A 23,816-nucleotide genomic window follows, 5' to 3' on the forward strand; every position below is an offset into this window, starting at 1 on the left:
TGTTTTACAACCGGCAGCGACGGCATTCATATCTGGCGTACATGACGCCATTCGAATTTGAAAGCCTACACGCTGTCTCTTAGGCCGGTGTCCGTGAAACCGGGGGTAGTTCAATCTGTCCCCTTTTCTCTCCAATGAAAGTGTCGCCCAGGCGATCATGAAACAAACTGTTTTTGTTTATATTTAACTTAAGTAATGCTCACGTTTCGGCCATTCCTGCACGAACGGACCGATCAGCGGCAAATCCTCACATTGACATATCGGAAAATGTCGATATTATCGATCCATGGAATTACTCAACGTATTCAAAGCCCTCTCAAACCCAACGCGCCTCCAAATCCTCAAGGGGTTGAAGGATCCGGTGAAGAACTTCCCTCCTCAGGATGAAGGGGATGTTCATACAGTGGGTGTTTGCGTCAGCAGTATCCAGGAAGGTGTCGGCCTGTCGCAGTCGACGGTGTCCGATTACCTTGCGACGCTGCAACGAGTGGGTCTGGTCGAAGTCCGTCGTATCGGGCAGTGGACCTACTACAAGCGCAATGAAGCAAACATCAGCGCGCTTGCCGAGATCATTGGCAAGGAGCTGTAATTTTTTCACCTCCATATATCGGCAAATTCCGATATCCCTATTTACCGAAGCGAGAATTCACCATGCATTGAAACCATAGGAAAGCTCCGCAAATTTTTCGGATTCATTATATCGAAAAATCCCTATATTCCTTTTTCCGAAACGAGGTTCCATCATGAAAGCGCTGATACTCAAATCATTTGGCGGCCCGGAGTCGTTCGAGTTGCGTGACGTCCCCAAGCCAGTGCCGCACGCGGGACAAGTGCTGGTGCGGGTGCACGCGACCGCCATCAATCCGTTGGATTTTCAGGTCCGCCGTGGGGATTACTCCGATCTGGTGCCATTGCCGGCCATCACCGGGCATGACGTGTCCGGCGTTGTCGAAGCGGTCGGGCCGGGTGTGACGAGCTTCGTGCCAGGCGACGAAGTCTGGTACACCCCTCAAATTTTCGACGGGCCCGGAAGCTACGCCGAGTACCATGTGGCTGCCGAAGGCATTATCGGGAAAAAGCCTCCAACGTTGAGCCATCTCGAGGCGGCCAGCCTGACACTAGTGGGCGGGACGGCGTGGGAAGCACTGGTCGTGCGTGCGGCGCTCAGCGTGGGAGAAAGCATCCTGGTGCACGGCGGCGCGGGAGGCGTCGGTCATGTGGCGATCCAGCTGGCAAAAGCCATGGGCGCCAGGGTGTTCACTACCGTGCGCGAAGCAAACCTTGAGTTCGCACGGAGTCTGGGTGCCGACGTGGTCATCGACTACGAGAAAGAGGATTACGTCGACGTCATCCTGCGGGAAACCGGCGGCCATGGTGTTGATGTGGTGTTCGACACCATCGGCGGCAATACATTGTCGCGCAGCCCCGACGCGCTCGCACAATTGGGTCGCGTGGTCTCGATCGTCGACATCGCCCAGCCACAGAACCTTCTGCAGGCCTGGGGCAAGAACGCCAGCTACCACTTCGTTTTCACCAGGCAAAACCGCGGCAAACTGGATGAGTTGAGCACCTTGGTAGCCCGCGGACAGCTGCGGCCACATGTAGGAGCGGTGTACTCCCTTGCCGACATTCCCCTCGCCCATGCCCTGCTGGAGAGCCCCAACAAGGATCTCCGGGGAAAGATCGCGATTGCAGTCGAGCCACAGGCTCATCTCGTCAGCGCGAAGGGTTAACCGTTGAACTCAAGTTGAGGGAATGCGCCATGATTTACGAAATCGCTGTGCTGCCTGTTCACAAAGAACACATTGAAGCGTTCAGAAGTGCCTTCGCCGAAGTCGCTCCGCTGCTCAGCCGTGCGAAGGGGTACGCCGGCCACTTGCTCGCGCAATGTATCGAAACCCCAGAGCTGTTCAACCTGATAGTGCGGTGGCAATCCCTTGAGGACCACACGCCGGGCTTCGAGGCGAGTGAAGACCATCGGCTGTTCATGGTGGGTTTAGAGGCCTATTTTTCTGAAGAACCAAAGGTCTACCACATTGAGGGAACACCTTCCTCTGCTGGCGGACAGGGCGATCAGCAAAGCGCCTTTGACATCCTGATGCCCGGACCTTAGGGCTTGCGGCCTTACGAACGAGGCGTTGTGAGCAGCAGGCGATCTTGATCTCGCTATCTGTGGTGGTGAACACCGATCTGACCTGACAGCTGCGACTTTCGAGTCTGCGGCTGTCGGGCCGGCTGCTCCCTGCTTTCTGCGCGACCAATCGCCTTTGTCCGCGAGGCCACTGGGACCGCTTCTGGCCGTTAGCTGCCTCTCTCGGACGACCGCTTCCGACCCAAAGTAGCCATTCATCTTAAGCGGCAAACGGCTAATAGCGGCCCTTACGCCACGGCCTTTGGTGCAAAGAGCGCTTCGGCCATGAAGTCAATGAAGACGCGAAGCTTCGGAGCAAGTTGTTTACTCGATGGCCATAGCAGCCGGAAAGTGCCTTGGTGTGTGACGTGCGTGTCCAGTACCGATGCCAGCTCACCCCGTTCGATGGCTTGGCGCACCATGAAGTCCGGTAAGCACGCTATGCCCAGGCCAGCGATTGCCACGTCCATTAAGGCCTCTGTGGTGTTGCATACCATCGAGGCCGGAACCGCCCATTGCGATACGTCTTCGCCGCGTTTCAACGGCCAAGCTTCGAATTTTCCAGTGGAGGGAAATTTATGCTGTAAGCAGACGTGGTGCTCTAGGTCAGCGGGAACCGCTGGCGTGCCTCGTCTCGCCAGGTAGGTGGGCGACGCTACAAGCTGAAGGCGGTAGTTTCCAAGCGGACGCGACATGAGGCGCGAATCGGCCGGTTCGCCGGTACGCATAACGACGTCGAAACCTTCTTCGATCACGTCTACTAGCCGATCCGAGAAATCAATATCCAGTTCGATGGCCGAATAGCGGTGCATGAAGGCTGTGAGAGCGGGCATCACCAGCCTTCCGACCAAGGGTAGGCTGATACGCAGCCGGCCCATCGGCGCTTGCTGGGTTTCCGATAGCTCCCACTCGGCTGCCTGTAATTCGCACAGGATGCGTCTGCAGCGTTCTAGGAACAGCGCACCCTCGGCGGTCAGCGTGATGCTACGGGTACTGCGATGGAGCAGGCGCACACCAAGCCGCTCCTCTAATCGGGACACGCTTTTCCCCACGGCAGATGAGGAGACCCCTAGATTTCGCCCAGCTTCTGAAAAACTGCGCGTTTCTGCTGCTTGCACGAAGAATGAGATACCGCTAAGCGAGTCCACCAAAGCCTCATTCCGGAATATAAGTCCGATATGTTTGGAACATCAGACATATTATCTTATATCGTAAACCGCTTCAGTATTCCTGCACATAACCAATCGGCTAAGGCGCGCCTTCTGCGCGCTTATCGATAAATCGAAGGCAGGGTAATGACAGGTTTAACAGGAACTATCGACAGCAGCGCACAAGCCGCACCGCTTCCCATCAGTTCGCTGCTGGCCCTGGCGCTGGCAGGCTTCATTACGATCTTAACCGAGGCCTTGCCGGCCGGCTTGTTGCCTCAGATCAGTACCGGCCTGGGGATATCCGAGGCGCTGGCAGGACAGCTTGTCACCATCTATGCCCTTGGGTCACTGACGGCGGCGATCCCCTTAACCGCTGCCACGCAGGGCGTCCGCCGCCGCCCGCTGCTGCTGGCAGCCATCGCGGGTTTTGTGGTTGCCAATACCGTGACCATGGTTTCCGGGAGCTATGTCGTAACGATGATTGCCCGCTTCCTAGCGGGCGTGTCAGCCGGGCTGCTCTGGGCACTATTGGCCGGCTATGCGGCACGCATGGTCTCCGATCAACAGAAAGGCCGAGCAATCGCCATCGCGATGGTCGGTACGCCATTAGCGCTGTCGCTCGGTGTGCCTGCTGGAACACTGCTCGGCAACCTAGTGGGCTGGCGGACATGCTTCGGCATCATGAGCGGCGCAGCATTGGTGCTCATGATATGGGTACGGGTCAAGGTTCCGGATTTCCCTGGGCAGACAGCGAACAAAAGATTGTCGCTGACCCATGTCTTCATTTTGCCAGGGGTGCGTCCGGTGCTTTTCGTAGTGCTCGCATTCGTACTGGCACACAACATCCTCTATACCTACATCGCACCGTTCCTAGCAGAAGCAGGAATGGCCGAGCGGACGGATTTAGTTTTGCTGGTGTTCGGCGTCGCGTCTCTGATGGGGATCTGGATTATTGGCGCGCTGATTGATCGCCATATACGTACGTTGACTCTTTCGAGCACTACCATGTTCGGCTTGGCAGCAATGGCGATCGGCGTAGCTGCCGATGCGCCCTCGGTAATTTATATCGCGGTGGCTACTTGGGGCTTAGCTTTTGGGGGCGCGGCAACGCTGTTCCAAACCGCCATAGCTAAGACCGCTGGAGACGCGGCGGATATCGCTCAGTCAATGCTTGTTACTGCTTGGAACTTGGCCATTGCGGGCGGTGGCATAATCGGCGGCGTTCTACTAGAACGTCTCGGCGTAGCGGCGTTCTCACCAGCGTTGCTGGTTTTGCTAACAGCAACGCTGGTGACCGTATGGACAGCAAGCCAACATGCGTTTCCTGTGAGCCAGAGATAAGCAGCGCCTAGGATCAATACTCGCTGCCATTCACTTTTAGCTAGTTCTGACGGTGCCAGTGGCGGCTATTTCCCGGTTTTGCCTGCCATGACTGGCAGTTATGGTCGTTTGCTGCCCCTCGCGTCAGGCAGCAATTGGCCGTAAGCCGCCGGTTAACCATCTGTCCAATCGACCCCGGCGGATCCGTCCAGCAGGATCAAAGGCGTTTAGCAATCTCATCTGAGGCGATGCGACGCTTAGGCCTCACCAACGGCCTCACGAACGAAGTCCTCGTAGCTACGCAGCGGTCGTCCCAGTATGGCTTGCAGCCGCTCCACCGCCCCTTCCGTACCTTGCATGCCGTGCATCTGGATGCCGGCCATCATCAAGCGCATGTCATAGGCCATCCACGAGGGGCCGAACGAGGCCATTTGTGCTTCGAAGGCAGCCACGTCGTCACCGCCGTAGGTGATCTCGCGGCCCAGGGCGGCACTCCAGACCTGCGCCGCCGAGGCGCCGGTCAGCACGTTCGGGCCGACCAGTTCCAGCGTAACCCGTTCGAGCGCGCCGGGGGCGTTATCGCGCCGGAGCAGCTCCGCGACGGCGATGTCCGCGATGTCGCGCGTGTCGATCATCGAGACGCCTGCCGAGCCAATCGGCATCGGATAGACGCCGTAGTCCTGAATGGCCTGCTGAACCATGAACTCGTTCTGCATGAAGTAGGCCGGACGCAAGATGGTCGCGGGGATGTCGAGGCCTTCGATCATGCGCTCGACGGTGTGCTTGCCGGTGAAGTGGGGCACGTTCGTGTACCTGTCGGCATGGATCACCGAGAGGTAGACCACCCGCTCGATGCCCGCTTCCCGGGCGAGGTTGAGCGTGATGAGGGCCTGGGTCACCTCATCGGGCGTGACGGCGTTCAGCAGGAACAGTGTTCGCACCGACGAAAGAGCGGCACGCATGGACGGCACGTCGGTCATGTCTGCGACCACTTCCGTGACACCTGCGGGAAAGGCCCGCTTACCTGACTGGCGAACGAGGGCCTTGACCTCGGCGCCAGCATTGGCGAGGCCCTGAACGATGAGTGAACCGATCGTGCCCGTGGCACCAGTAACAAGAATGCTCATGTGAAGCTCCCGTGTTGGATGGAGGTAAAGGTGGGTTAGCGCGAGAAGTCCGCCACGACCTTGCCGGCTCGCGAGGCGATGCGATTGCGTTCAATGGCCAGAGGAATGTCGGCAAAGCCGAACACCTCGCTTACCCGAGATTTCAGTGCGCCCCGTGCGACGTCAGACGCCAGGGTTTCCAGTAGCGCGGCGTCCGGCTTGTTCATGAACCACAGGCCACGGCGCCCTGCCGGCGTACGGGCCAGGATGTCCGGTGACGAGGTACCGACGATGACGCCGTTCGGCGCCAGCACCTGCCATGAGCGATCGAGTACTTCACCCCCGACATAGTCGAGCACCAGGTCGATATCCCGGGCGACGTCCTCGAACCGTTGCGCCTGGTAGTCGATGACATGGTCGGCGCCCAGGCTGCGAACGTAGTCGAGATGGGCGGCGGCCGCCGTTGCGAACACTTCGGCGCCCGCCTGCTTGGCGAACTGCACGGCATAGCCGCCCAGGCCACCGGCCGCACCCTGGATCAGAATTCGCTGCCCCTGACGGATCGGCCCCGCATGGTGGAGGCTCTGCCAAGCCGCCACGGTTGCCACCGGGAGCGCGCCAGCCTGGACGTCATCCAGCGCGTCCGGCGTGCGGGCCAGGTTCGCCTCATTGACTGCGACGAACTCGGCATAGGCGCCGAGCCCGCCCAACGGGCCCATGACGCGATCGCCGACACGGAAGCGGGAGACTTCGCTGCCGACGGCCTCGACGACGCCAGCAAATTCGATGCCCAACACAGCCGGCAGTTGCAGCGGGAACGCGTCTCGCACATAGCCCTCCCGGACTTTCCAGTCGAGGGCGTTCACGCCCGCGGCGCGAACCCGGACCAGGACCTGGCCCTGTGCCGCTTCTGGCTTGGCGACCTCGGTTACCTCGACGGCATTGGCGCCGCCGTAGGTCCGGATCAATACAGCGCGTTGAATAGTGCTCATGGGTGGTTCCTCTATCGGTCTGTGGGTGAACAAACGATATGTCGTTGCATCCATAAAACGCAGACCACAAACTGGATATACCTCGTTTCAAAAATGGAACACCATGGATATCAACGCGCTGGTCGACTTCGCACTCGTGGCAACGAACGGAGGGCTGGGAAAGGCGAGCCGGGCGAGCGGCAGGTCGAAGGCGACCTTGTCGCGCCGCATCGCCGACCTCGAGGATCAACTCGGCGTGCGCCTGATCGAGCGCAGTGCCCGTGGGCTGAAGCTCACCGAAGCCGGTGAGCTGTTGATGGCTCGAACCGAAGGCCCGATGAACGAGGTGGCCGAAGCCATGACGGCGGCCCGAGAGGGCCTGTCCATACCACGCGGGCATCTGCGTGTGGCTTCCCCGGTGCTGTTCGCGCAGCTCGCGATGGGGCGGATTGGCGCCGAGTTCTGCGCGGCCTACCCGGAGATCACGCTCGAGGTGGTGGCGGAGGACCGCGTGGTCGACCTCGTCGAGGAACAGTACGACGTCGCCATTCGGGTCAACCCAAGCCCGGACAGCGGCCTGGTCGGCCGCTGCTTCGCCAAGGACCGGATGGTGGTCGTAGCGGCGCCGTCCATACCTGCCCCGCCCCCCGGCGCGGTCAGGCAGGTTCCGGCCATCGTGTTTTCGACCTTCCAACCTACCCATTGGAACCTCGACGAAGGGCGCCTGGTGCTGGAGCCCGTCCCGAGGCTGCGGTTCTCCTCATTCCTGACGATTCGCGACGCGGCTATTGCCGGCGGCGGCGCCGCCCTCATTCCGCAGTCCATCGCCTGGAACCCACTGGCCCGTGGTGAGCTGGTCCAGTGGGGCATGGTGTCGGGCGTGGACGCTTCGCTCTGGGTCCTGCACACCTCGAGGCGCCTCGCTGCGCCGAAGGTTCGGGCGTTCGTCGAATTCATTTGCTGCCACTACCCGGACGCGTCGTTGGTGCTGACGGGATAATGTAAAGAGTCATGGTCGCTTCTGACCGATCAGAGTTATCGGTGAGTGACTCAGCGGATCGCTAGTAGGTTAGGCCATGAAGCGCTCAAACCAATCCAGCATTGGCTTAGGATTGTTCGGCAGGTAGTTGTATCCGTCGAAGCGCCGATGCGTGCCTTCGATCCAGATCAGTTCCTTCTTCTCAGCCGGAATGGCGTCGAAGATGGCCTGCACATCTGCCGGCATCGTCAACGTGTCCTCGCGTACTTGTAAGAGCAGGGTCGGGATATCAACCGCCGCCGCGTACTGCGGCATATCCATGTCCTTCAGGTCCATGCTGGTGACGCGGCGCAGTGCTTCAGCGACTTCGGGAAGAGCGTCAGGCATGCCCATGTGGCCCAGAATGGTTCGATAGAAAGAGCTCAGCGAGATAGGCTGTGGCGCGACGATTGCGCGAACCCCCTCGAAGTCGCCCGGGTGCTTCGTCATCCCCACCATCGTGGCGTTCATTCCACAGCATCGACTGAGAAGGCCAATCTTCATGCCGCGCAGGTCGGATCTTGATCGAGCGTAACGTAGCGAACCGATCACATCGCGATACTCACGGATGCCGTTTCCGATAGCACCACCGCCGCCCGAGGCGCTATGTCCGAAGTTCCGCAGGTCGTACGCCAGGATGTTGTAGCCGGCATCGTGCAAATGCTTGTAGTCCGGCATGAAGTTGACTTCGATGTTATTGCCGCTTGCCGCCCATGCATCGCCATAGGGAGCGATGTGACCGGGAAAGCCATAACGATTTGCCCAAATCGGATGGTTGGCGATGATCAGCTTGTCGCTATCGCCGGGGATGAACCAACCGTCGAGCCGGACACCATCGATTGCAGGGAAGTAGATGTCCGAGTATTCCAGGCCATCGTCCGCCGGATTCCGCATGATGGGCGATCGCAGGGGATTGACCATGGCCGAAACGAGCCCGGCGATCAGCTCGGCGCGAGACGGGGAAGCGTTCGAATGTTCGCTGAGCTGGCTCATCTGTAAGTCCTCCAGGGTGTGTGAAATTGTCGGTAATCGGCGCTGCGAAAGGTGGATCGATGCATCGCCCACTTTTACCGCTTGCACCGCGCTTGGCCGGGGCAGTGCTAGAATATGAAGGATGCTTCATATTTGGTATTCGCATTATGGCCAGAGCCGACCGTAACGCCCTGAACCCCAGAAAAACGCCCGCTCAAGGCCGGTCAAAGGTCACTGTCGATGCAATCTTCGAAGCAACTATTCAGGTTTTGCTCGCAGACGGACTGCAGCGCCTGACCACAACTCGCGTGGCGGAACGAGCAGGTGTGTCGGTGGGAACGCTGTATCAGTACTACCCGAACAAGCAGTCGCTACTCTTTGCGGTTCTCAAGCGACACCTTGAGCGCATAAGCCAGTCGATCGAAGGAGCCGCGCAGAGCTCACACAACAAACAGAAGGCGATCATGGTGCGTCAGGTCGTCAACGCATTTCTGTCAGCGAAGTTGGCCGATGTCGATGAAGCGAGAGCGCTGTATGCGGTAGCCAGCGAGCTGGACTCGCTGGATCTGGTGGTTGAGGCCGGCAATCGGTGCAATGCGGCCCTCGCCAGCATGTTGGCGACTGCGCCTGATCAACGAATCAGCGATCCTGAAATGACTGCGCTCTATCTGTTTTCCGCAATGACCGGACCTACGCGGGCCATGCTGGAAGCTGGTGTTGATGCCGAGATCTTGGAAACGCTGGCCGGCCAACTTAAGCGACTATGTCTCGGTTACCTGGATCAAGTGGCAAAGGATTTAGCCCAGCTCTGACGGCGAGATGTATTGGCTACATGCTTCCCGCGAGGTGCGCTTTCGACATGGCCTCGCTCAAGCGCGCCTGAGCCTCTGCGGCGCGCCTGGCAAAGACGCGCCACGGGAGGGCAACGGGAAGCTTCTTCGGAGGTCAGGGGCGTGGGTGCTTTATGTTTCGTGTAACTGAGGGATCGTTCGGTCGCGCGATCTCAGCGCTAGTATTCTCGTGACTGGTTGCACGGTTCCGGCGGGCGGCCGTCATTGTTCAAACGATTAAGCAACGCTTGTATTGCCGGAATGATCACAAACACCATCGCCAGCACGACGACCGGCACGACCACAAGATGGCGCTGCCATATCGGCCAGTTCCCGGCCGCTCCCTGCATCAGATAACTTAGCGCTGTCACAAGTGGATAGACAGCCGCGAACACCAAGAGGCAGAAGATTGATTGGGTAACATGTCGCGAACGTAACATGCGGGTCTCCGTGATTTCTGACAGGAAGCCAGCGTCGTTAGTAATCTGCACTCGGACGTGCCCGGAAGCGGTCGAACCAGGCGTTGAGACGCGGATGGAAATTTCCGAACGGCAGATCGAATCTCTCGCGTGCGGTCTGAAAAATCGTGAACGTCGTAAAGTCCGCGATCGTCGGTTCAGCACCGGCTAGGAAAGCGTTCTCCCCGATCTCCTTCTCCAACACATCGAGAAGTTCCGTGACATAGCGATGCGTGCGATCCGCCGTTTCCCGGGACGGAGCCGGCTCCTTTGCTGGGAAAGCATCGGTCCGGTTCCAGAGCCACAACTGACCGCGCGCAACCAGATCATTGCCAAGCCGTTCAAGTGACCGCACCCGCGCACGGGATAACGGGTCCGAACCGATCATCGGGTTCGCCGGATAGAGCTCCTCCAGATACTCGACAATCGCCGCTGACTCTGTGATCGCAAGACCCGAATCGGTCACCAAAGTCGGGGCCCGACCAGCGGGGTTGATGTTCAGATAACTGGCGGAGCGGTGTTCGCCGCTCACATAATCGAGTTCGTAGCGCGGGACGTCGATCCCCTTTTCCGCCAGGTAAATGATGACGCGCCGAGGGTTTGTGCCCTTCCGAAATTGATACAGCAGCATTGTTCCACCCATCTCGCAAGCTCGATGGTTACGAATCTATACTCTTGCGCAACCCCCCGGAAGACAGCACATTTTTGTACCTGGGGCACACGGAGGGTACTAATGGTCAACACACTCCATGGTCGGAACTACGAGCAAACGGAGCTGGGACCACGTCTGAAGCCCTGCGCTCCCCACGACGTGCTATCGCGAATGGGTGACAAGTGGACAATTCTCACCCTCTTGCTCCTCGCTATCGCTCCTGGCCATCGGCTACGGTTTTCCGCCATCAAGAACGGAATTGAAGGCATCACGCAGCGTATGTTGACGGTGACGCTCCGGCACTTGGAGAGGGATGGCTTTCTGGTCCGGCACTACTTTCCGGAAGTTCCACCGCGCGTTGAGTACGAGCTTACCGACATGGGTTCGAGCCTGCTGCCGGCCTTGGAAGGCTTCACTGGCTGGATAAGGGAGCACTGGCCCCTCATCGAAGAGGCACGCCGCACTTTCGATGAAGAACATCATCGCCGGGCTGGAGGGAAATAGTTCGAAGCCGTACGGCCGACAGCTTCCCGTAGCCGCTCGGATGCACCAGACCCTGATCGTCTCGCTGAGCGTGCTGATCGTCGTATTGCTGGCGTTCAACGTGTTGATGCGCTGGCCGCTGCCAGCGGCGGCCATCTTGGTCTGGGGTATCGCCAGCTTTGCCCTGGTACCGCCGTTGCAAATGCGTGTGATGGAAGCCGCCAAGGACTCCCCCAACCTGCAGCAGCCTGCTTACCGCCGACGGATCGGTCAGTGCGGATCGATAGCGGTTGCCATGGCGGGCAGCTGGGATGAGGTGGTCTACGAGCCAGTTTCGATCGCTACCGAACCCTCCGCTTCTTCCTGGAACATCTGCTGCAGCAACACTGCGAAACGAGCCCCCAACGTGCTCTGTGGTCGGTTGTCAGGGCGTAGCAGGTAACTGGTGAAGCGCAGGTTGGCGGCGAAGGGGCGTATCCCGATTCCGGTATGGAGATAGTCCCGTGCCACCAAGGGGCTGACGATGCTGACCCCCAGCCCGGCACCGACCATGCTGCAGATGGTGGCCGCATAGGGCGCCTCCAGGCTCAGCTTGCGCCTGTCGCCATGTTGCTGGAAAAAGCGGTCGATACGCTGCCGCGTGCCGTCATCGTGAGCCAGCGAGACGAACTCCTCGCCGGCCAGGTCATCGACTCCGATCCGCTCGAGCAGGGCCAGACGATGATGATTCCTGGGGAAGATGCATACCCCTGCCAGGTCGCCGATCAGTTGCGCCTGTTCCCTGGGCGTGTCCTCCCCCACGAACGACACCAGGCCGAAGTCGCAGAACTGCGATGCGACCCAGCGCGCGATGGTGGTCGAGTCGCTGGTATGCAATGAAATCGCAACTTGCTTGTGATCCTGACGAAAGCGCTGGATCGCGCGGGGCAGCAACGTCAGCGACAAGGACGGCACGGCGGCGATGCGCATCTGCCCCGTGCCCAGCTGGCGAATGTGCTGAGCCGAGCGCTCGAGGTTGCGCAACCCGATAAAGGCCCTGTCGACCTCGTTGAAGAACGCCGTCCCCTCGTCGGTCGGCACGAGACGAGTGCCGATGCGCTCGAACAGGGCAAATCCGTTGAGCCGCTCCAGCTGTCCGATCAGCCGACTGATATTGGGCTGGCTGGTATGCAGCGCCTCCGCGGCAGAGGTCATGGAGCCCGATAGCATGACTGCCCGGAAGGCCTCCACCTGTTTGAAGTTCATCGCACCCCCATATCATTTCCGTATGGATTGCTAGCGTATTGTCATTTGTCAGTATGACCCGATCCCTTTAAAACTGCAGCCAAGCGCTCGCCATCGTGATCGAAACCCACGGCGAGCCTTCTACTACAAGGTTTCGATACTCCTAACTGCCATGGTCATCCACGAGCTCTCGCTCGCCCATTGCGATAACAACAAACAGGAGATACCCATGCCATTCACCAAGATCCCGCTCGCCCTGATCACCGCCGCTTCGCTCGCGTTCGCCGCGAACACGATGGCCGCACAAAGCATGCCGCCCGTACCTTCGTCCATCAGCAAACAGGAGGTGCTGCGAGCAGGCGTGCGCTGTGATCAGCCGCCTTACGGCTATCAGGACAACAACGGCGACTTCGCCGGGGTAGAAGTGGAAATGTCCCGTCTGATCGCCGAATGGGCGCTGGGCTCGCCCGACAAGGTGGCCTTCACCTGTGTGACGGCGGAAAACCGCGTGCCCCAGTTGCTGGGCCGCAAGGTCGACATCCTGATCGCCACGCTGGGTGTCACCCCGGAGCGCCAGCGTGTAATCGATTTCACTCAGCCCTACCGCTGGGGGGCCAGCGACGTGCTGGTTCGCAAGGACAGCGGCATCGAGAAGATCGCCGACCTCAAGGGCAAGACCCTGGCGACGCTCAAGGGCTCCGTGCAGGCCAAGTGGTTCGAAGAAAACATGCCCGAGGTAAAGACCTTGCGCCTCAATAGTGCCGCCGACGCCTTGCAGAGCTTCCGCCAGGGCCGCGCCGACGCCTATACCCACGATGCCGCGACGCTGGTGGTGGTCACCTCCAATGACCAATCGCTTCGCCTGGTCGAGGAGCCCTTTCAGATCTCCGATGCAGCCATCGGCGTGCGCAAGGGCGAGGATGAATGGCGTACCTACCTGTCCGCCGCAGTGGTGCGCATGCACGAGGAGAAACGCTTCCGCCCCTGGATCGAGCAATTCGTGCCCGAAGCCACCCGCCCCTATTACCTGAGTGTGTTCGAGCAGCCCAAGCCCGAAGAATCCCACTGATCGGCGGCCTCCTCCATGAGTTTCGATTTCGACTACCTGCTCATGCAGTGGCCGGCCCTGCTCGATGGGTTATGGATGACCCTGCAGGTTTCCGCGCTGAGCATCGTGCTGTCCCTGCTGATCGGCGTGTTGGGCGCGGGTATCCGGCTATTCAAGGTACCCGTGCTGTCGCAACTGGTCGCCCTCTATGTCGAGCTGATCCGCAACACACCGATCCTGGTGCAACTGTTCTTCATCTTCTACGGCCTGCCTGCGGTCGGCATGAAGCTGTCGTTGTACTGGTCCGGCGTGTTGTGCCTGTCGCTCTGGGCGGGCGCCTATCAGATAGAGAACCTGCGCGGCGGCCTGGCGACCATCGACAAGGGGCTGCGTGAAGCCGGCATGGCGCTGAATCTGCAGTCGCGGCAGTTCTTCCGCCTGATCGCGATCCCCATCGCCTTTCGCATCAGCCTGCCGGCCATGCTCAACACGGCCATCTCGCTGCTGAAGAACTCGGCCTACCTGCAAACCATCGGCCTGGCCGAGCTGACGTTCGTCGCGGTGGATCGCATCGCCACGGATTTCCGCGCCATCGAGATGTTCGCTGCCATTTGCGTGATCTACCTCGCCCTGGTGGCGGTTCTGGCGCTGATCGCCGGGCGCCTGGAAGCGCGCCTGCAACGTCCTTTTCAACAATGAGGTGGTCATGGAGTTCGTGATCGAGAATTGGGGGTTCATCTCCAAGGGCCTGCTCATGACGCTGAAACTGGCGTTGGTGATCCTGCTGTTCACCACCGTCATTTCGGTGTTGCTCGGCACCTTGGCGACCCTGCAGAACCGTCCGCTGCGCTGGCTGATCCACGGTTACGTCGAGCTGTTTCGCTCGATCCCGCTGATCGTCAACGTGTTCTTCATCTTCTTCGGTGCTCCGCTGCTGGGTATCGATCTGAGCCCGTTCGCCGCGGTCACCCTCGGCCTGACCCTGTGGGGCAGCGCCAACGGTATCGAAATCGTTCGCGGCGGCCTGCTCTCGGTACCCCGCCACCAATGGAAAAGCGCCTGGGCGCTGGGCCTGCGGCCCTGGCACATCTATTTCCACATCGTCGCGCCGCAGTCACTCAAGGCGATTCTGCCCGCCTACACGGGCCTGCTGACGCTGCTGGTCCAGGCCACCTCGCTGGGCGCCCTGGTCGGCGTCGGCGAGTTCCTCAAGGTCGGCCAGATCATCGTCGAACGCAGCACCATGATGGGCGGCGAGAGCCCCGCCTTCACCGTCTACAGCGCGGTGCTGATCGTCTACTTCGTCATTTGCAGTGCGCTGACCTGGCTCAGTCGCTACCTCGAACGCCGCCTGGGTCGCTCCGCGTCCCGGATCACCCAACCTCAGCCCTGATGCGCAGAAGGCCTATTCCCATGCTCGAATCCAAAGTCAGCCGTCGACTCAAGGAACCCACCGCAGCGCAAGTCTGCGAACTCATCTATACCCCACGCCTCGCTGGTTTCGCCGACGGGTTCGGCTATCTGGGCGACGTCAATAAAGCGCATATCGTCATGCTCGCCGAGTGCAAGCTTATCGATCCGAAGGTAGCCGCCGCGTTGGCCAAGGGTGTGCTCGAGATGGAGCGGGTCGGCCCCCAGGCCGTGAACCTGGATCCGCTGCGCGAAGACGCCTATTTCAATTACGAAGCGCATCTGATCGAACAGGTTGGCACCGACATCGGCGGGCGGCTGCACATCGGTCGCAGCCGCAACGATCTGCTGGCGACCCTCGATCGCCTGCGCGGACGCGATGTGCTGATGGACTTGCTCGATGCCCTTCACACGGTCCGCCAGAGCGCGCTGGACGGCGCTGCACAGCATGCCGAAGCAATCATGCCCGGCTACACCCACCTGCAGCCAGCCCAGCCGATCACCTATGGTTTCTATCTGTCCGGCGTGGCCCAGTCTCTGGAGCGAGACTGCAAGCGCCTGGCCGCGACGCTGGACAGCATGAACCAGAGCCCGATGGGTGCCGCGGCGTTTGCCGGCACCCCGTTCGCCATCGACCGCGCTCGTACTGCCCAATTGCTGGGCTTCGACGGTTTCCTGGAGAACACCCTGGATGCCGTCGGCTCTAGAGACTTCGCCCTGGAGAGCATGGCGCAGATGACCCTGCTGGCGGTGTTCTGGAGCCGCGTGGCACAGGACCTGTTCGTCTGGTCGACCCATGAATTCGCACTGATCGAATTTCCGGACAGCGTCGCCGGCACGTCCAGCATCATGCCGCAGAAGAAAAACCCGGTGGTGCTCGAGTATCTCAAAGGGCGCACCGGCCAGGTGCTGGGCTCGCTGGTCGCCTCAGCCGTCAGCATCAAGGGCAGCAACTTCACCCATACCGGCGACGGCAACCGCGAAAGCATGCGCGGCTTCTGGGAATCGGCGCAGGAATGCCAGCAATGCCTGACCCTGCTGGATCTGGTGCTACGCACCGCGTGCCCCAATCTGGAGGCGGGGCTGCGCAAGGCTACGGAAGATTTCTCCACCGCCACGGGTCTGGCCGATCTGATGGTCAGCTCGGCCAATCTGTCCTTCCGTGAAGCCCACCATGTGGTAGGGGCTGTGGTGCGCCAGGCGATGGACATCGGCCTGCCAGCCAATCGTATCGACAACGCCATGGTCGAGCACGCCGCACAGGAACAGCTCGGGCGCTCCCTCGGCCTGGACGAGCAACAGGTTCGCCAAGCCCTGGATCCGATAACCAACGTCAACTCGCGCCGTCTGCCAGGCGGCCCGGCGACCGGGGCAGTCCATCAGCAGGTCGACACGGCGCGCATTCGTCTGGAAAAGGAGCGCAGCGTCCACGCCAAGCGCCGTCAACGCCAGATCCAGGCCAAGCAAGCGCTGCAGGCTGCCACTGAAAGGCTCGCGCAGTCATGAACACCCTGATGACCGTGCGCGACCTGCGCAAACGCTTCGGCGACACCGAGGTCATCAAGGGTGTCGACCTGGACATCCATGAGGGCGAAGTGGTGGTGGTGATCGGCCCCAGTGGCTCGGGCAAATCCACCCTGATCCGCTGCCTAAATAACCTCGAACCGGCGACGTCTGGAGAGATCGTGCTAACCGGGGCGCGCAGTAGCCGTGAATCCATGGCCCGTCTGCGTGAGGAAGTGGGCATGGTGTTCCAGGACTACACGCTGTTTCCGCATCTGAGCATCCTGCGCAACATGACCCTGGCGCCGATGAAGCTGCGCGGCCTGTCGCGCGCGGATGCCGAGGCCCAGGCAATGAAGTTGCTCGAGCGGGTCGGCCTGGCGCACAAGGCGCAGGCGTTTCCCGGTGAATTGTCCGGCGGCCAGCAGCAACGCGTGGCCATCGTCAGGGCGCTGGCCATGCAGCCCAGGCTGATGCTCTTCGACGAGCCGACCTCGGCGCTCGACCCGGAAACGGTCAACGAAGTCTTGCTGGTGATGAAAGAGCTCGCCGCCGAAGGCATGACCATGGTGGTAGTGACGCACGAGATGGGCTTTGCCCGGGAAGTGGCTGACCGCGTGATCGTCTTCGACGGCGGCCAGATCGTCGAGTGCGCGCCACCGGCCCAACTGTTTGCCGCGCCTCGCGAGGCGCGCACCCAACAGTTCCTCGCCCACGTTCTGAAGTGACCAAGAGAGCGGTTATCCCATGCCAGAGACGCCAATCATCCAGATCGAAACGCTGAACAAGTGGTACGACCCTTTCCACGTACTGAAAGACGTGAGCCTGCAGGTTGCTGCCGGTGAACGGCTGGTGATCTGCGGTCCCAGCGGCTCCGGCAAATCGACACTGATCCGCTGCATCAATGCCCTGGAGCCGTTTCAGCAGGGCCGCCTTGAAGTGGCGGGCATTGCGCTGGACGACACGGCGAAGACCATCACCCGAGCACGGGAGCACGTGGGCATGGTCTTCCAGAACTTTCACCTCTTCCCGCACCTGAGCATCGTCGAGAACTGCACCCTGGCTCCCGTCCACGTACTTGGCCTGGATAAACGCAAGGCCCGTGAGCGAGCCATGCAGCAGCTGGAGAAACTGCGTATCGCCGACAAGGCCGACCGTTACCCGGCCCAGCTGTCCGGCGGGCAGCAGCAACGCGTCGCCATCGCTCGGGCACTGTGCCTGGAGCCGAGCATCATGCTGTTCGACGAGCCCACTTCAGCGCTGGACCCGGAAATGGTCGGTGAAGTGCTCGACTCCATGGTCGCACTGGCGGAATCCGGCATGACCATGATGGTGGTCACCCACGAGATGGGTTTCGCCCGCCAGGTCGCTGACCGTGTGGTGTTCATGGATGCCGGTGCGATAGTCGAGAGCGCTGATCCCCAGCACTTCTTCGCCCATGCCGAGAGCGAACGAGCGCGCCAGTTCCTTTCGAAGATCCTCCACTGAGGGGCTTGCCAGCGTTCGGCATCGACCAGGACCCGGCGGAAACTCTGCTCAGACGGCTTTCAGCATGTCGATGAAGGCGCGCAGCGCTGCCGGCACCTGTCGGTGGCCCGAGTAATAAAGGGCCAGCCCCGGCTCGGCAGGGCACCAGTCCAGCAATACCGCGGCCAGGCGGCCCTCGGCGATCGCAGCCTGCGCATACGGCTCGGGGACGTAGGCGATTCCCAGGCCGTCGATGGCCGCCTCGACCATCAGCGTGCTGTTGTCGAGGGTCAGCTGGCCCGGTACATCGACCGACACGGCTTTGCCGTCGCGGGCGAATTCCCAGCGGTAGCGCTTGCCGCTGGGCAGCCGCTGGCGAATGCAGCGGTGGCGGTGAAGCGCTTGCGGTTCGGTTATCTCGGGATGCCCTGCCAGATACCTGGGCGAGGCCACCGCGAGAAACCGCAACGCAGGCCCCAGGGGAACCGCCACCATGTCGCGTGGCACCGCCTCGGTCAGGCGAACGCCGGCATCGAAGCCTCGCTCGATGATGTCCACCAGGGCGCCGTCGGTGACCAGGTCCAGCTCCACCTGTGGATAACGTTCGACGAACCGGGGCACCACGGTGGACAGCAGGTAGCGGATCCCACCTTCGTTGCCGTTGATGCGCAGTACGCCGCGTAACTGTTCGGCTGACGGCGCGAGGTCGGACAGCACTTCGTCCAGCGCGCTCATGAGCGGCAGCACGCGGGTGATCAGGCGTTCGCCCTCCAGCGTGGGCGACACGCTGCGGGTCGTCCGATGCAGCAGACGCACCCCGAGGTCCCGCTCCATTGCACGAACCGTATGGCTGAGCGAGGAGCGGGTGACGCCCAACGCATCGGCCGCCTCGCGAAAACTACGCCGGGAGGCGATCTCGGCCAACGCGTTGAGGTCATTCCAGGAAGGTCTTTTCATTGGTGAATTTTCCTCACCAGCACGTTCTATTCGATGGGGATTCTGACATCAATGACCCAGGACTAGCATGAAGCCCTCACCCACTCTTCAGGAGAGCGACATGAGCAAGACCTGGTTCATCACCGGTACCTCCTCCGGCCTCGGACGCATCCTGGCAGAACGTGCCTTGGCCCGAGGCGATCAGGTATTCGCCACCGCGCGCAAGCTCGCTGCCCTGGATGAGCTGAAGGCGCGCTACCCGGAGCGCCTGCACACGCTCGCGCTGGAACTCACCGACACGGCCGGCATCCGCCAGGCCGTGGATACGGCCTTCGCCCAGGCGGGCCGCATCGACCTGGTCGTCAGCAATGCGGGGTATGGGCTGGTCGGCGCCGCCGAGGAGCTGAGCGATGCGCAGATCGAGCGGCAGCTGGCCACCAACCTCCTCGGCAGCATCCAGATCATCCGCGCGGCACTCCCGCATCTGCGCCACCAGGGCGGCGGCCGCATCGTGCAGGTATCGTCCGAAGGCGGTCAGGTCGCCTACCCCGGGTTCAGCCTCTACCACGCGAGCAAATGGGGCATCGAAGGTTTCGTCGAAACGGTCGCCCAGGAAGTGGCCGGGTTCGGCATCGACTTCATCCTGGCGGAACCAGGACCGACCGATACCCGGTTCGGCTCCGGTATCGACTATGCGCAGGGGCTTCCCGAGTATGCCGGTACGCCCGCCGATAACGTGCGCACAGCCATTCGCTCCGACGCCTTTCCGGTGAAGGGAGACCCGGAACGCACGATGGAGGTGCTGATGCGCGTCATCGACCAGCCGAACCCACCCTTGCGCCTCGCGCTCGGCAGTGCTGCGTACGACAACATTCATGCCGCACTGACCAAGCGGTTGCAGGTGCTGGACGACTACAAGCGCGAGGCGTTCCTGGCCGACAAGGCAGCGGAATGACGCAGCGAGCAAGGGCAGGCTCGATACCGGAGCCTGCCGAGAAGATCGTTTTGTTCGACGCACACATTCGACGAATGCAGCAGGTACAACCATGAAAACCGGCGTTCTCGCACTCGCCTTGAGTGCCGCGATGACATTGTCCGCTTGCGCCTGGAAGGGCGCGCCCGATGGTGCGAAGAACCAGCTCGTGGGCACCTGGAGCATGGTCAGTGCAACGACCGAGCGACAGGGCATCAGGGCCGATGCCTACGGGCCCGAGCCCCATGGCTGGCTGGTCTTCACCAGGGAAATGACCTTCATCGAAGTACTGACCGACCCACGCGTCCCGGCCTTCGAGTCCAACGTCCGCGGCGAAGGCACGGATGAGGAAAATCGCGCGGCGATGGCCGGCAGCATCGGCTTCTTCGGTCGCTACACGGTCGACCAGAAGGGTGAATTCAGCGGCAATACCGTCGAAGGCTCCACCTTTCCGAACTGGGTGGGTTCGGTGCGTACCCGCGACGATCTGCAACTGGAGGTCGACGGCGGCCGAATGACCGAGCACTTCCTCCGCCCGGATGGCACACAGGTCCACATCGTCTGGGAGCGGGTTCGGTAGCGGACCGGGGGAGCATCCCGCCAGGTTCTTGCAGAAAAGGGACCAATAGCCAAGAAACCGACGGCTGAAGTAGGCGCTAACAGGTCGCTAGCAGGTTTCGGGGCGAGATGGCGAGAACAGCCCTGTTGGCCCATCCGAAACGGGTAAGGCCGCCTCCACGAGGCTTCAGCGTCGACTCGGGCCGGCTTCACCGGAGCCCCGGCCGGCCGAGTCAGTGGCCGGCGCCCGCGCTTCGGTTGACCATGGATACGATGACTTGCATCAGCTCATCCTTCGCCTGCTCCGCATCGACTTCCCCTCTCGCCGCGGCGTGCGAAAGCGCCTCCGCCGCGCCCAGCATCGCCGTCAGTCCAGCGGATGTCAGACCCGCATCGCCGGCAAAAGGCGACAATGCCGTTCGGCACTTGCCCAGGAATTCCTTCTCGTACTCACGCTTGGTGAGCTCCAGCTCCGGTGAACTCGCCAATGCGGCGATGACACCTGATATTTCCCGACCCTGCAGCAAGACGCAGTCGACGTAGGAGACGGCAATGATTTTCGCCCTGCCGGGCAAGGTGGGTTCTCCAGATTCCAGCGCAGAGTCCATGACCTTGGTCTGTCGCTCATCGAAATCCCGATAGAGGGCCACCAGCAGCCCGGCGCGTGTCCCGAAGTGGTCATAAACCAGCGGCTTCGTTACGCCAGAGCGCTCGGCCAGCCGCCCCAGAGTCAGCGCCTCGGTGCCCTCTTCACGCACAAGCTGCCACGCGGTCTCCAGTAGCTGGCGCGCCCTGTCTTCACGACTCAGCCGGCGACGAACTCCCGCTGGAGCGATTTTCTGTGTTGACATCGCTATATACCAAAAGTAACTTACTAATCGTAACTTACCTTTAGTATATAACCCTCTCCACTCACTCTCAATCGCCCGGGAGCTCTTCATGCACGCACTGATCGTCGTGGCCCACCCTGAGCAGCACTCGCTTACCCATAGCGTTGCCACCCGCATTGCCGAAGGGATCGGGTCTGCAAACACCTTCGAGATCGCCGACCTGGCGGCACAGGACTTCGACCCCCGCTTTTCCCCGGCCGACCTCGCCGTGCACCGCAGACAGGAGACGCCTCCCGCCGATGTCCTGGCCGAACAGGCCAAAATCGACCGGGCCGATGCGCTGGTACTGGTCTTTCCGGTGTACTGGTGGTCCATGCCGGCCTTGCTGAAGGGCTGGATCGACAGGGTGTTCAGCAATGGCTGGGCATTCGATTTTCGCCCGGACGGTCCGCTCATCAAAAAGCTGACCCGGCTGCGGGTACACCTCATCGGCATTGGCGGAGCCGATGCGGGCACCTACGCCCGACACGGGTACGCCGCGGCCATGCAAACCCAGATCGATCACGGCATCTTCGACTACTGCGGCGCGCAGGTGGTGAGTTCACAACTGCTGCTCGACTCCGAAACCGCGGGCACGGAACTCGCCCTTCGCGCTGGCGAAGCGCTCGGTGCTCGGCTATTCGAGACGCTGACAGCGACGCCATAAGCAGCGCCGAACGAGGTCCGCTGCCCGCTCTTACTTCCCGATCCGCTCCTCGCTGGTCAATCCGAACCGGACGATCTGAGCGTCCTGATCAGCAGGCTTCTGAGGCTGTCGACGGCCTTGGAGCCTTGCGAGGCGCGGCTTCGGTAGACCGCGACCTGCATCGGTTCCAGCGGGCCCAGGCCATGCTCGCTGCCGAGGATCTGCAGGTGTTCGGGCGCGCTGCACTGGGTCAGTACCGCCACCGCCAGGCCGCTCTCGACCGCGGCGATCTGGCCGGCCAGGCTGGAGCTGTTGTAGACCACCTTGTAGCGGCGCCCCTGCAATGCGAGAGAATTGATCGCGCTGCGGCGCGCGAGGCTGGCCGCCTCGTAGACCGCGATCGGCAGCGGGTCGCGACGCCACAGTTCGAAGTGCGCCGAGCCCACCCACACCAGGGGTTCATGAAACAGCAGCGTGCCGCGGCGGGCGTTATCTCGGGAGACCAGCGCCAGGTCCAGGTCGCCGCTGGCCACGCGCGGGATGAGCGCCGTCGACTGCTCGCAGTTCAGCTCGATCTCGACCCCGCCGTGCCGCGGGGCGAAGCGCTTGAGCACCGGGGTGATGTAGCGGGTGGCATAGTCGTCGGGCACGCCTAGCCTGACCCGGCCAGTGAGCGCCTGACCATGGAAGACGGCCTGGGTCTCGGCGTGCAGGTCGAGCATGCGCCGGGCGTACCCCAGGAGCGTCTGCCCGTCGGCCGTCAGCTGCAGATGCCGTGGGCCGCGCACCAGCAACTGGCGCCCCAGGGCCGCTTCCAGCTTCTTCAGCTGCATGCTCACCGCGGACTGCGAGCGATGCACCTCGCCAGCCGCGCTCGACAGCGAGCCGGCGTCGACCACGGCGACGAAGCACTTGAGCCAGTCCATCTGCAAATCGCGGGGCATCATCGGCGCCGATCCTTCCATTCGATATTCGAATACCTGCCTGCGGGATTATGCGCTTCTCGCCCTGGCGAGCCAGCCCGAAGATGACCGCATGAACACAGACGAACAGAACCCCAAGGCACTCGACAGGCACAACAGCATCCGGGCAGGCGGCGCCCTGCCCTTCGTCCTGGGCAGCGTCATCCTGGGCACCATCGGCATCTTCGTGCACGAGGCCGGCACCGATCCGCTGACGGCGACCTGGTTCCGCTGTGCCTTCGGCCTGCTCGGCCTGACGCTCTGGATAGGCTGGCGCCGACAGCTCGGCCGACTGCGCCTGAGCCCGGCGACCTGGCGTGGGGTGCTCGCCGCCGGGGTGCTGATGGTGCTGGGCTGGGGATTGTTCTTCGCCGCCATCGAACGCACGTCCGCCGGGGTGGCCACCGTGCTGTTCCACATGCAGCCGCTATGGGTACTGCTGCTGGGCGCCTGGTACCTGAAGGAATCCGTCGCCCGGCAACGCATCGTCTCGGTGGGGATCGCCATGCTGGGGCTGGTGCTGGCCACCGGAGTGCTCGAACGCCTATCGCCGTTCGGCGCGGAACAGCCACCGCAGGCGGGCTACTGGCTGGGCGTGGGCTTCTGTCTGTTCGGCGCCTTTTGCACGGCCTGGGTCACCATCATCGCCCGCCAACTACGGCTCATGCCGGCCGGCGTTCTGGCGTGGTGGCAATGCGCGGTCGGGACACTGGCCTTGCTGGCCTGGCCGACGCTCAATGGCTGGCCCGAATGGGGTGCGTCCTGGGTCTGGCTCTCGAGCCTCGGATTGATCCACACGGGGCTGGCCTACGCCCTGCTGTATGCCGGCATGGCGCACCTGAGCAGCGACCGTATCGCGGTCTACCAGTTTCTCTACCCGGCGGTCGCCATCGTCATCGACTGGCTGGTCTACGGGCAGCGTCTGGGCCCCCTGCAACTGTCGGGCATCGCGATCATGGTGGTGGCCATCTGGTTCACCGAGCGCGCGCCGGGCCCCTAGACGAGAGAGCCACGGAACCGCCTACGCCACTGTCGGGGCGGTTTTTTGCCTGTAGAAGACGCTGCCAGTCGGAGCGAGGCGTGGGTAGCTGCGATACCGCACTGTGGCGGGATTGAGCTGGGCTGCTG

27 protein-coding genes and 1 pseudogene are annotated in these 23,816 nt (G+C 61.7%); 18 read left to right on the plus strand and 10 right to left on the minus strand.

The genetic code is table 11. From position 1 onward, the window contains the following. The first annotated feature begins 286 nt into the window (after positions 1-286). The 3 genes from G7026_RS22020 (at position 287) to G7026_RS22030 (ending at position 2,113) form a co-directional block, all read left to right on the plus strand. Positions 287-589: an ArsR/SmtB family transcription factor gene (locus tag G7026_RS22020; protein ID WP_181073204.1), complete on the plus strand. Its 303-nt coding sequence runs from the start codon at positions 287-289 to the stop codon at positions 587-589. Between the two features lie 154 nt (positions 590-743). Continuing rightward, positions 744-1,733 (plus strand): zinc-dependent alcohol dehydrogenase family protein, encoded by a 990-nt coding sequence (locus tag G7026_RS22025; RefSeq protein WP_181073205.1) that lies wholly within the window; start codon positions 744-746, stop codon positions 1,731-1,733. A 29-nt stretch (positions 1,734-1,762) separates the two neighbouring features. Beyond that, positions 1,763-2,113, plus strand: a complete 351-nt coding sequence (locus G7026_RS22030; protein ID WP_181073206.1) for an antibiotic biosynthesis monooxygenase family protein — start codon at positions 1,763-1,765, stop codon at positions 2,111-2,113. A 266-nt stretch (positions 2,114-2,379) separates the two neighbouring features. Here the strand turns inward: G7026_RS22030 and G7026_RS22035 are convergent, their stop codons facing one another. After that, a complete protein-coding gene (locus G7026_RS22035) occupies positions 2,380-3,279 on the minus strand; it encodes a LysR family transcriptional regulator (RefSeq protein WP_181073207.1) in 900 nt (299 codons plus the stop codon). A gap of 147 nt (positions 3,280-3,426) precedes the next feature. Between G7026_RS22035 and G7026_RS22040 the strand changes: the two genes are divergently transcribed. Next, on the plus strand, positions 3,427-4,623 hold the full coding sequence (locus tag G7026_RS22040; protein WP_181073208.1) for an MFS transporter: 1,197 nt from the start codon (positions 3,427-3,429) through the stop codon (positions 4,621-4,623). A gap of 236 nt (positions 4,624-4,859) precedes the next feature. On the opposite strand, the gene G7026_RS22045 is transcribed toward G7026_RS22040, so the two are convergent. Next, complete coding sequence (locus G7026_RS22045; protein ID WP_181073209.1) at positions 4,860-5,729, minus strand: NmrA/HSCARG family protein; 870 nt, start codon at positions 5,727-5,729, stop codon at positions 4,860-4,862. A gap of 35 nt (positions 5,730-5,764) precedes the next feature. Then, positions 5,765-6,700: an NADP-dependent oxidoreductase gene (locus tag G7026_RS22050; protein WP_181073210.1), complete on the minus strand. Its 936-nt coding sequence runs from the start codon at positions 6,698-6,700 to the stop codon at positions 5,765-5,767. A gap of 103 nt (positions 6,701-6,803) precedes the next feature. Here G7026_RS22050 and G7026_RS22055 point away from each other — a divergent pair, with 103 nt between their 5' ends. Then, complete coding sequence (locus G7026_RS22055) at positions 6,804-7,679, plus strand: LysR family transcriptional regulator (protein ID WP_181073211.1); 876 nt, start codon at positions 6,804-6,806, stop codon at positions 7,677-7,679. A gap of 69 nt (positions 7,680-7,748) precedes the next feature. Here G7026_RS22055 and G7026_RS22060 read toward each other — a convergent pair whose 3' ends face one another. Further along, positions 7,749-8,690 carry an alpha/beta hydrolase family protein gene (locus G7026_RS22060; protein WP_219858558.1) on the minus strand — a complete coding sequence of 314 codons (942 nt, stop codon included), beginning with the start codon at positions 8,688-8,690 and terminating at the stop codon, positions 7,749-7,751. A gap of 59 nt (positions 8,691-8,749) precedes the next feature. Here G7026_RS22060 and G7026_RS22065 point away from each other — a divergent pair, with 59 nt between their 5' ends. Beyond that, positions 8,750-9,481 (plus strand): TetR/AcrR family transcriptional regulator, encoded by a 732-nt coding sequence (locus tag G7026_RS22065; RefSeq protein WP_219858559.1) that lies wholly within the window; start codon positions 8,750-8,752, stop codon positions 9,479-9,481. 197 nt (positions 9,482-9,678) lie between these two features. Here the strand turns inward: G7026_RS22065 and G7026_RS22070 are convergent, their stop codons facing one another. Beyond that, a complete protein-coding gene (locus tag G7026_RS22070) occupies positions 9,679-9,939 on the minus strand; it encodes a hypothetical protein (protein ID WP_181073212.1) in 261 nt (86 codons plus the stop codon). A 37-nt stretch (positions 9,940-9,976) separates the two neighbouring features. After that, a complete protein-coding gene (locus G7026_RS22075; protein WP_181073213.1) occupies positions 9,977-10,588 on the minus strand; it encodes a glutathione S-transferase family protein in 612 nt (203 codons plus the stop codon). A gap of 192 nt (positions 10,589-10,780) precedes the next feature. Between G7026_RS22075 and G7026_RS22080 the strand changes: the two genes are divergently transcribed. Both G7026_RS22080 and G7026_RS22085 read left to right on the plus strand, forming a co-directional pair. Next, entirely contained in the window at positions 10,781-11,113 is a 333-nt protein-coding gene (locus tag G7026_RS22080; protein ID WP_258190406.1) for a winged helix-turn-helix transcriptional regulator, read from the plus strand. A gap of 46 nt (positions 11,114-11,159) precedes the next feature. Next, a pseudogene (locus G7026_RS22085) lies at positions 11,160-11,399 on the plus strand (MFS transporter); the annotation flags it as partial. A gap of 14 nt (positions 11,400-11,413) precedes the next feature. Here the strand turns inward: G7026_RS22085 and G7026_RS22090 are convergent. Continuing rightward, complete coding sequence (locus G7026_RS22090; RefSeq protein ID WP_181073215.1) at positions 11,414-12,337, minus strand: LysR substrate-binding domain-containing protein; 924 nt, start codon at positions 12,335-12,337, stop codon at positions 11,414-11,416. 208 nt (positions 12,338-12,545) lie between these two features. Here G7026_RS22090 and G7026_RS22095 point away from each other — a divergent pair, with 208 nt between their 5' ends. The 6 genes from G7026_RS22095 to G7026_RS22120 are packed head-to-tail and all read left to right on the plus strand — an operon-like array spanning position 12,546 to position 17,765. Beyond that, positions 12,546-13,385: a transporter substrate-binding domain-containing protein gene (locus tag G7026_RS22095; protein ID WP_181073216.1), complete on the plus strand. Its 840-nt coding sequence runs from the start codon at positions 12,546-12,548 to the stop codon at positions 13,383-13,385. 15 nt (positions 13,386-13,400) lie between these two features. Then, entirely contained in the window at positions 13,401-14,063 is a 663-nt protein-coding gene (locus G7026_RS22100) for an amino acid ABC transporter permease (RefSeq protein WP_181073217.1), read from the plus strand. A 7-nt stretch (positions 14,064-14,070) separates the two neighbouring features. Next, positions 14,071-14,757: an amino acid ABC transporter permease gene (locus G7026_RS22105; RefSeq protein WP_181073218.1), complete on the plus strand. Its 687-nt coding sequence runs from the start codon at positions 14,071-14,073 to the stop codon at positions 14,755-14,757. A gap of 20 nt (positions 14,758-14,777) precedes the next feature. Next, entirely contained in the window at positions 14,778-16,280 is a 1,503-nt protein-coding gene (argH, locus tag G7026_RS22110; RefSeq protein WP_181073219.1) for an argininosuccinate lyase, read from the plus strand. Next, entirely contained in the window at positions 16,277-17,005 is a 729-nt protein-coding gene (locus G7026_RS22115; RefSeq protein ID WP_308811828.1) for an amino acid ABC transporter ATP-binding protein, read from the plus strand. The genes argH and G7026_RS22115 overlap by 4 nt, the downstream gene beginning before the upstream one ends. Positions 17,006-17,024: 19 nt before the next feature. Further along, the gene (locus G7026_RS22120; protein ID WP_181073220.1) at positions 17,025-17,765 is read left to right on the plus strand and encodes an amino acid ABC transporter ATP-binding protein; all 741 of its coding nucleotides are present in this window, start codon (positions 17,025-17,027) and stop codon (positions 17,763-17,765) included. A 48-nt stretch (positions 17,766-17,813) separates the two neighbouring features. Here G7026_RS22120 and G7026_RS22125 read toward each other — a convergent pair whose 3' ends face one another. Then, positions 17,814-18,701, minus strand: a complete 888-nt coding sequence (locus G7026_RS22125) for a LysR family transcriptional regulator (RefSeq protein WP_181073221.1) — start codon at positions 18,699-18,701, stop codon at positions 17,814-17,816. A gap of 100 nt (positions 18,702-18,801) precedes the next feature. On the opposite strand from G7026_RS22125, the gene G7026_RS22130 reads away from it, so the two are divergent. Then, on the plus strand, positions 18,802-19,635 hold the full coding sequence (locus tag G7026_RS22130; RefSeq protein WP_181073222.1) for an SDR family oxidoreductase: 834 nt from the start codon (positions 18,802-18,804) through the stop codon (positions 19,633-19,635). 91 nt (positions 19,636-19,726) lie between these two features. Further along, the gene (locus G7026_RS22135; RefSeq protein ID WP_181073223.1) at positions 19,727-20,233 is read left to right on the plus strand and encodes a lipocalin-like domain-containing protein; all 507 of its coding nucleotides are present in this window, start codon (positions 19,727-19,729) and stop codon (positions 20,231-20,233) included. Between the two features lie 211 nt (positions 20,234-20,444). Here G7026_RS22135 and G7026_RS22140 read toward each other — a convergent pair whose 3' ends face one another. After that, positions 20,445-21,062: a TetR/AcrR family transcriptional regulator gene (locus G7026_RS22140; protein ID WP_181073224.1), complete on the minus strand. Its 618-nt coding sequence runs from the start codon at positions 21,060-21,062 to the stop codon at positions 20,445-20,447. Between the two features lie 88 nt (positions 21,063-21,150). Between G7026_RS22140 and G7026_RS22145 the strand changes: the two genes are divergently transcribed. Then, positions 21,151-21,747: an NAD(P)H-dependent oxidoreductase gene (locus G7026_RS22145; protein WP_181073225.1), complete on the plus strand. Its 597-nt coding sequence runs from the start codon at positions 21,151-21,153 to the stop codon at positions 21,745-21,747. A gap of 56 nt (positions 21,748-21,803) precedes the next feature. On the opposite strand, the gene G7026_RS22150 is transcribed toward G7026_RS22145, so the two are convergent. Further along, a complete protein-coding gene (locus tag G7026_RS22150; RefSeq protein ID WP_181073226.1) occupies positions 21,804-22,673 on the minus strand; it encodes a LysR family transcriptional regulator in 870 nt (289 codons plus the stop codon). A gap of 88 nt (positions 22,674-22,761) precedes the next feature. On the opposite strand from G7026_RS22150, the gene G7026_RS22155 reads away from it, so the two are divergent. Next, entirely contained in the window at positions 22,762-23,688 is a 927-nt protein-coding gene (locus tag G7026_RS22155) for a DMT family transporter (RefSeq protein WP_181073227.1), read from the plus strand. Positions 23,689-23,816 lie beyond the last annotated feature (128 nt).

It is taken from the genome of Stutzerimonas azotifigens, from assembly GCF_013522725.1.
In the GTDB taxonomy this organism is placed as follows: domain Bacteria; phylum Pseudomonadota; class Gammaproteobacteria; order Pseudomonadales; family Pseudomonadaceae; genus Stutzerimonas; species Stutzerimonas azotifigens_A.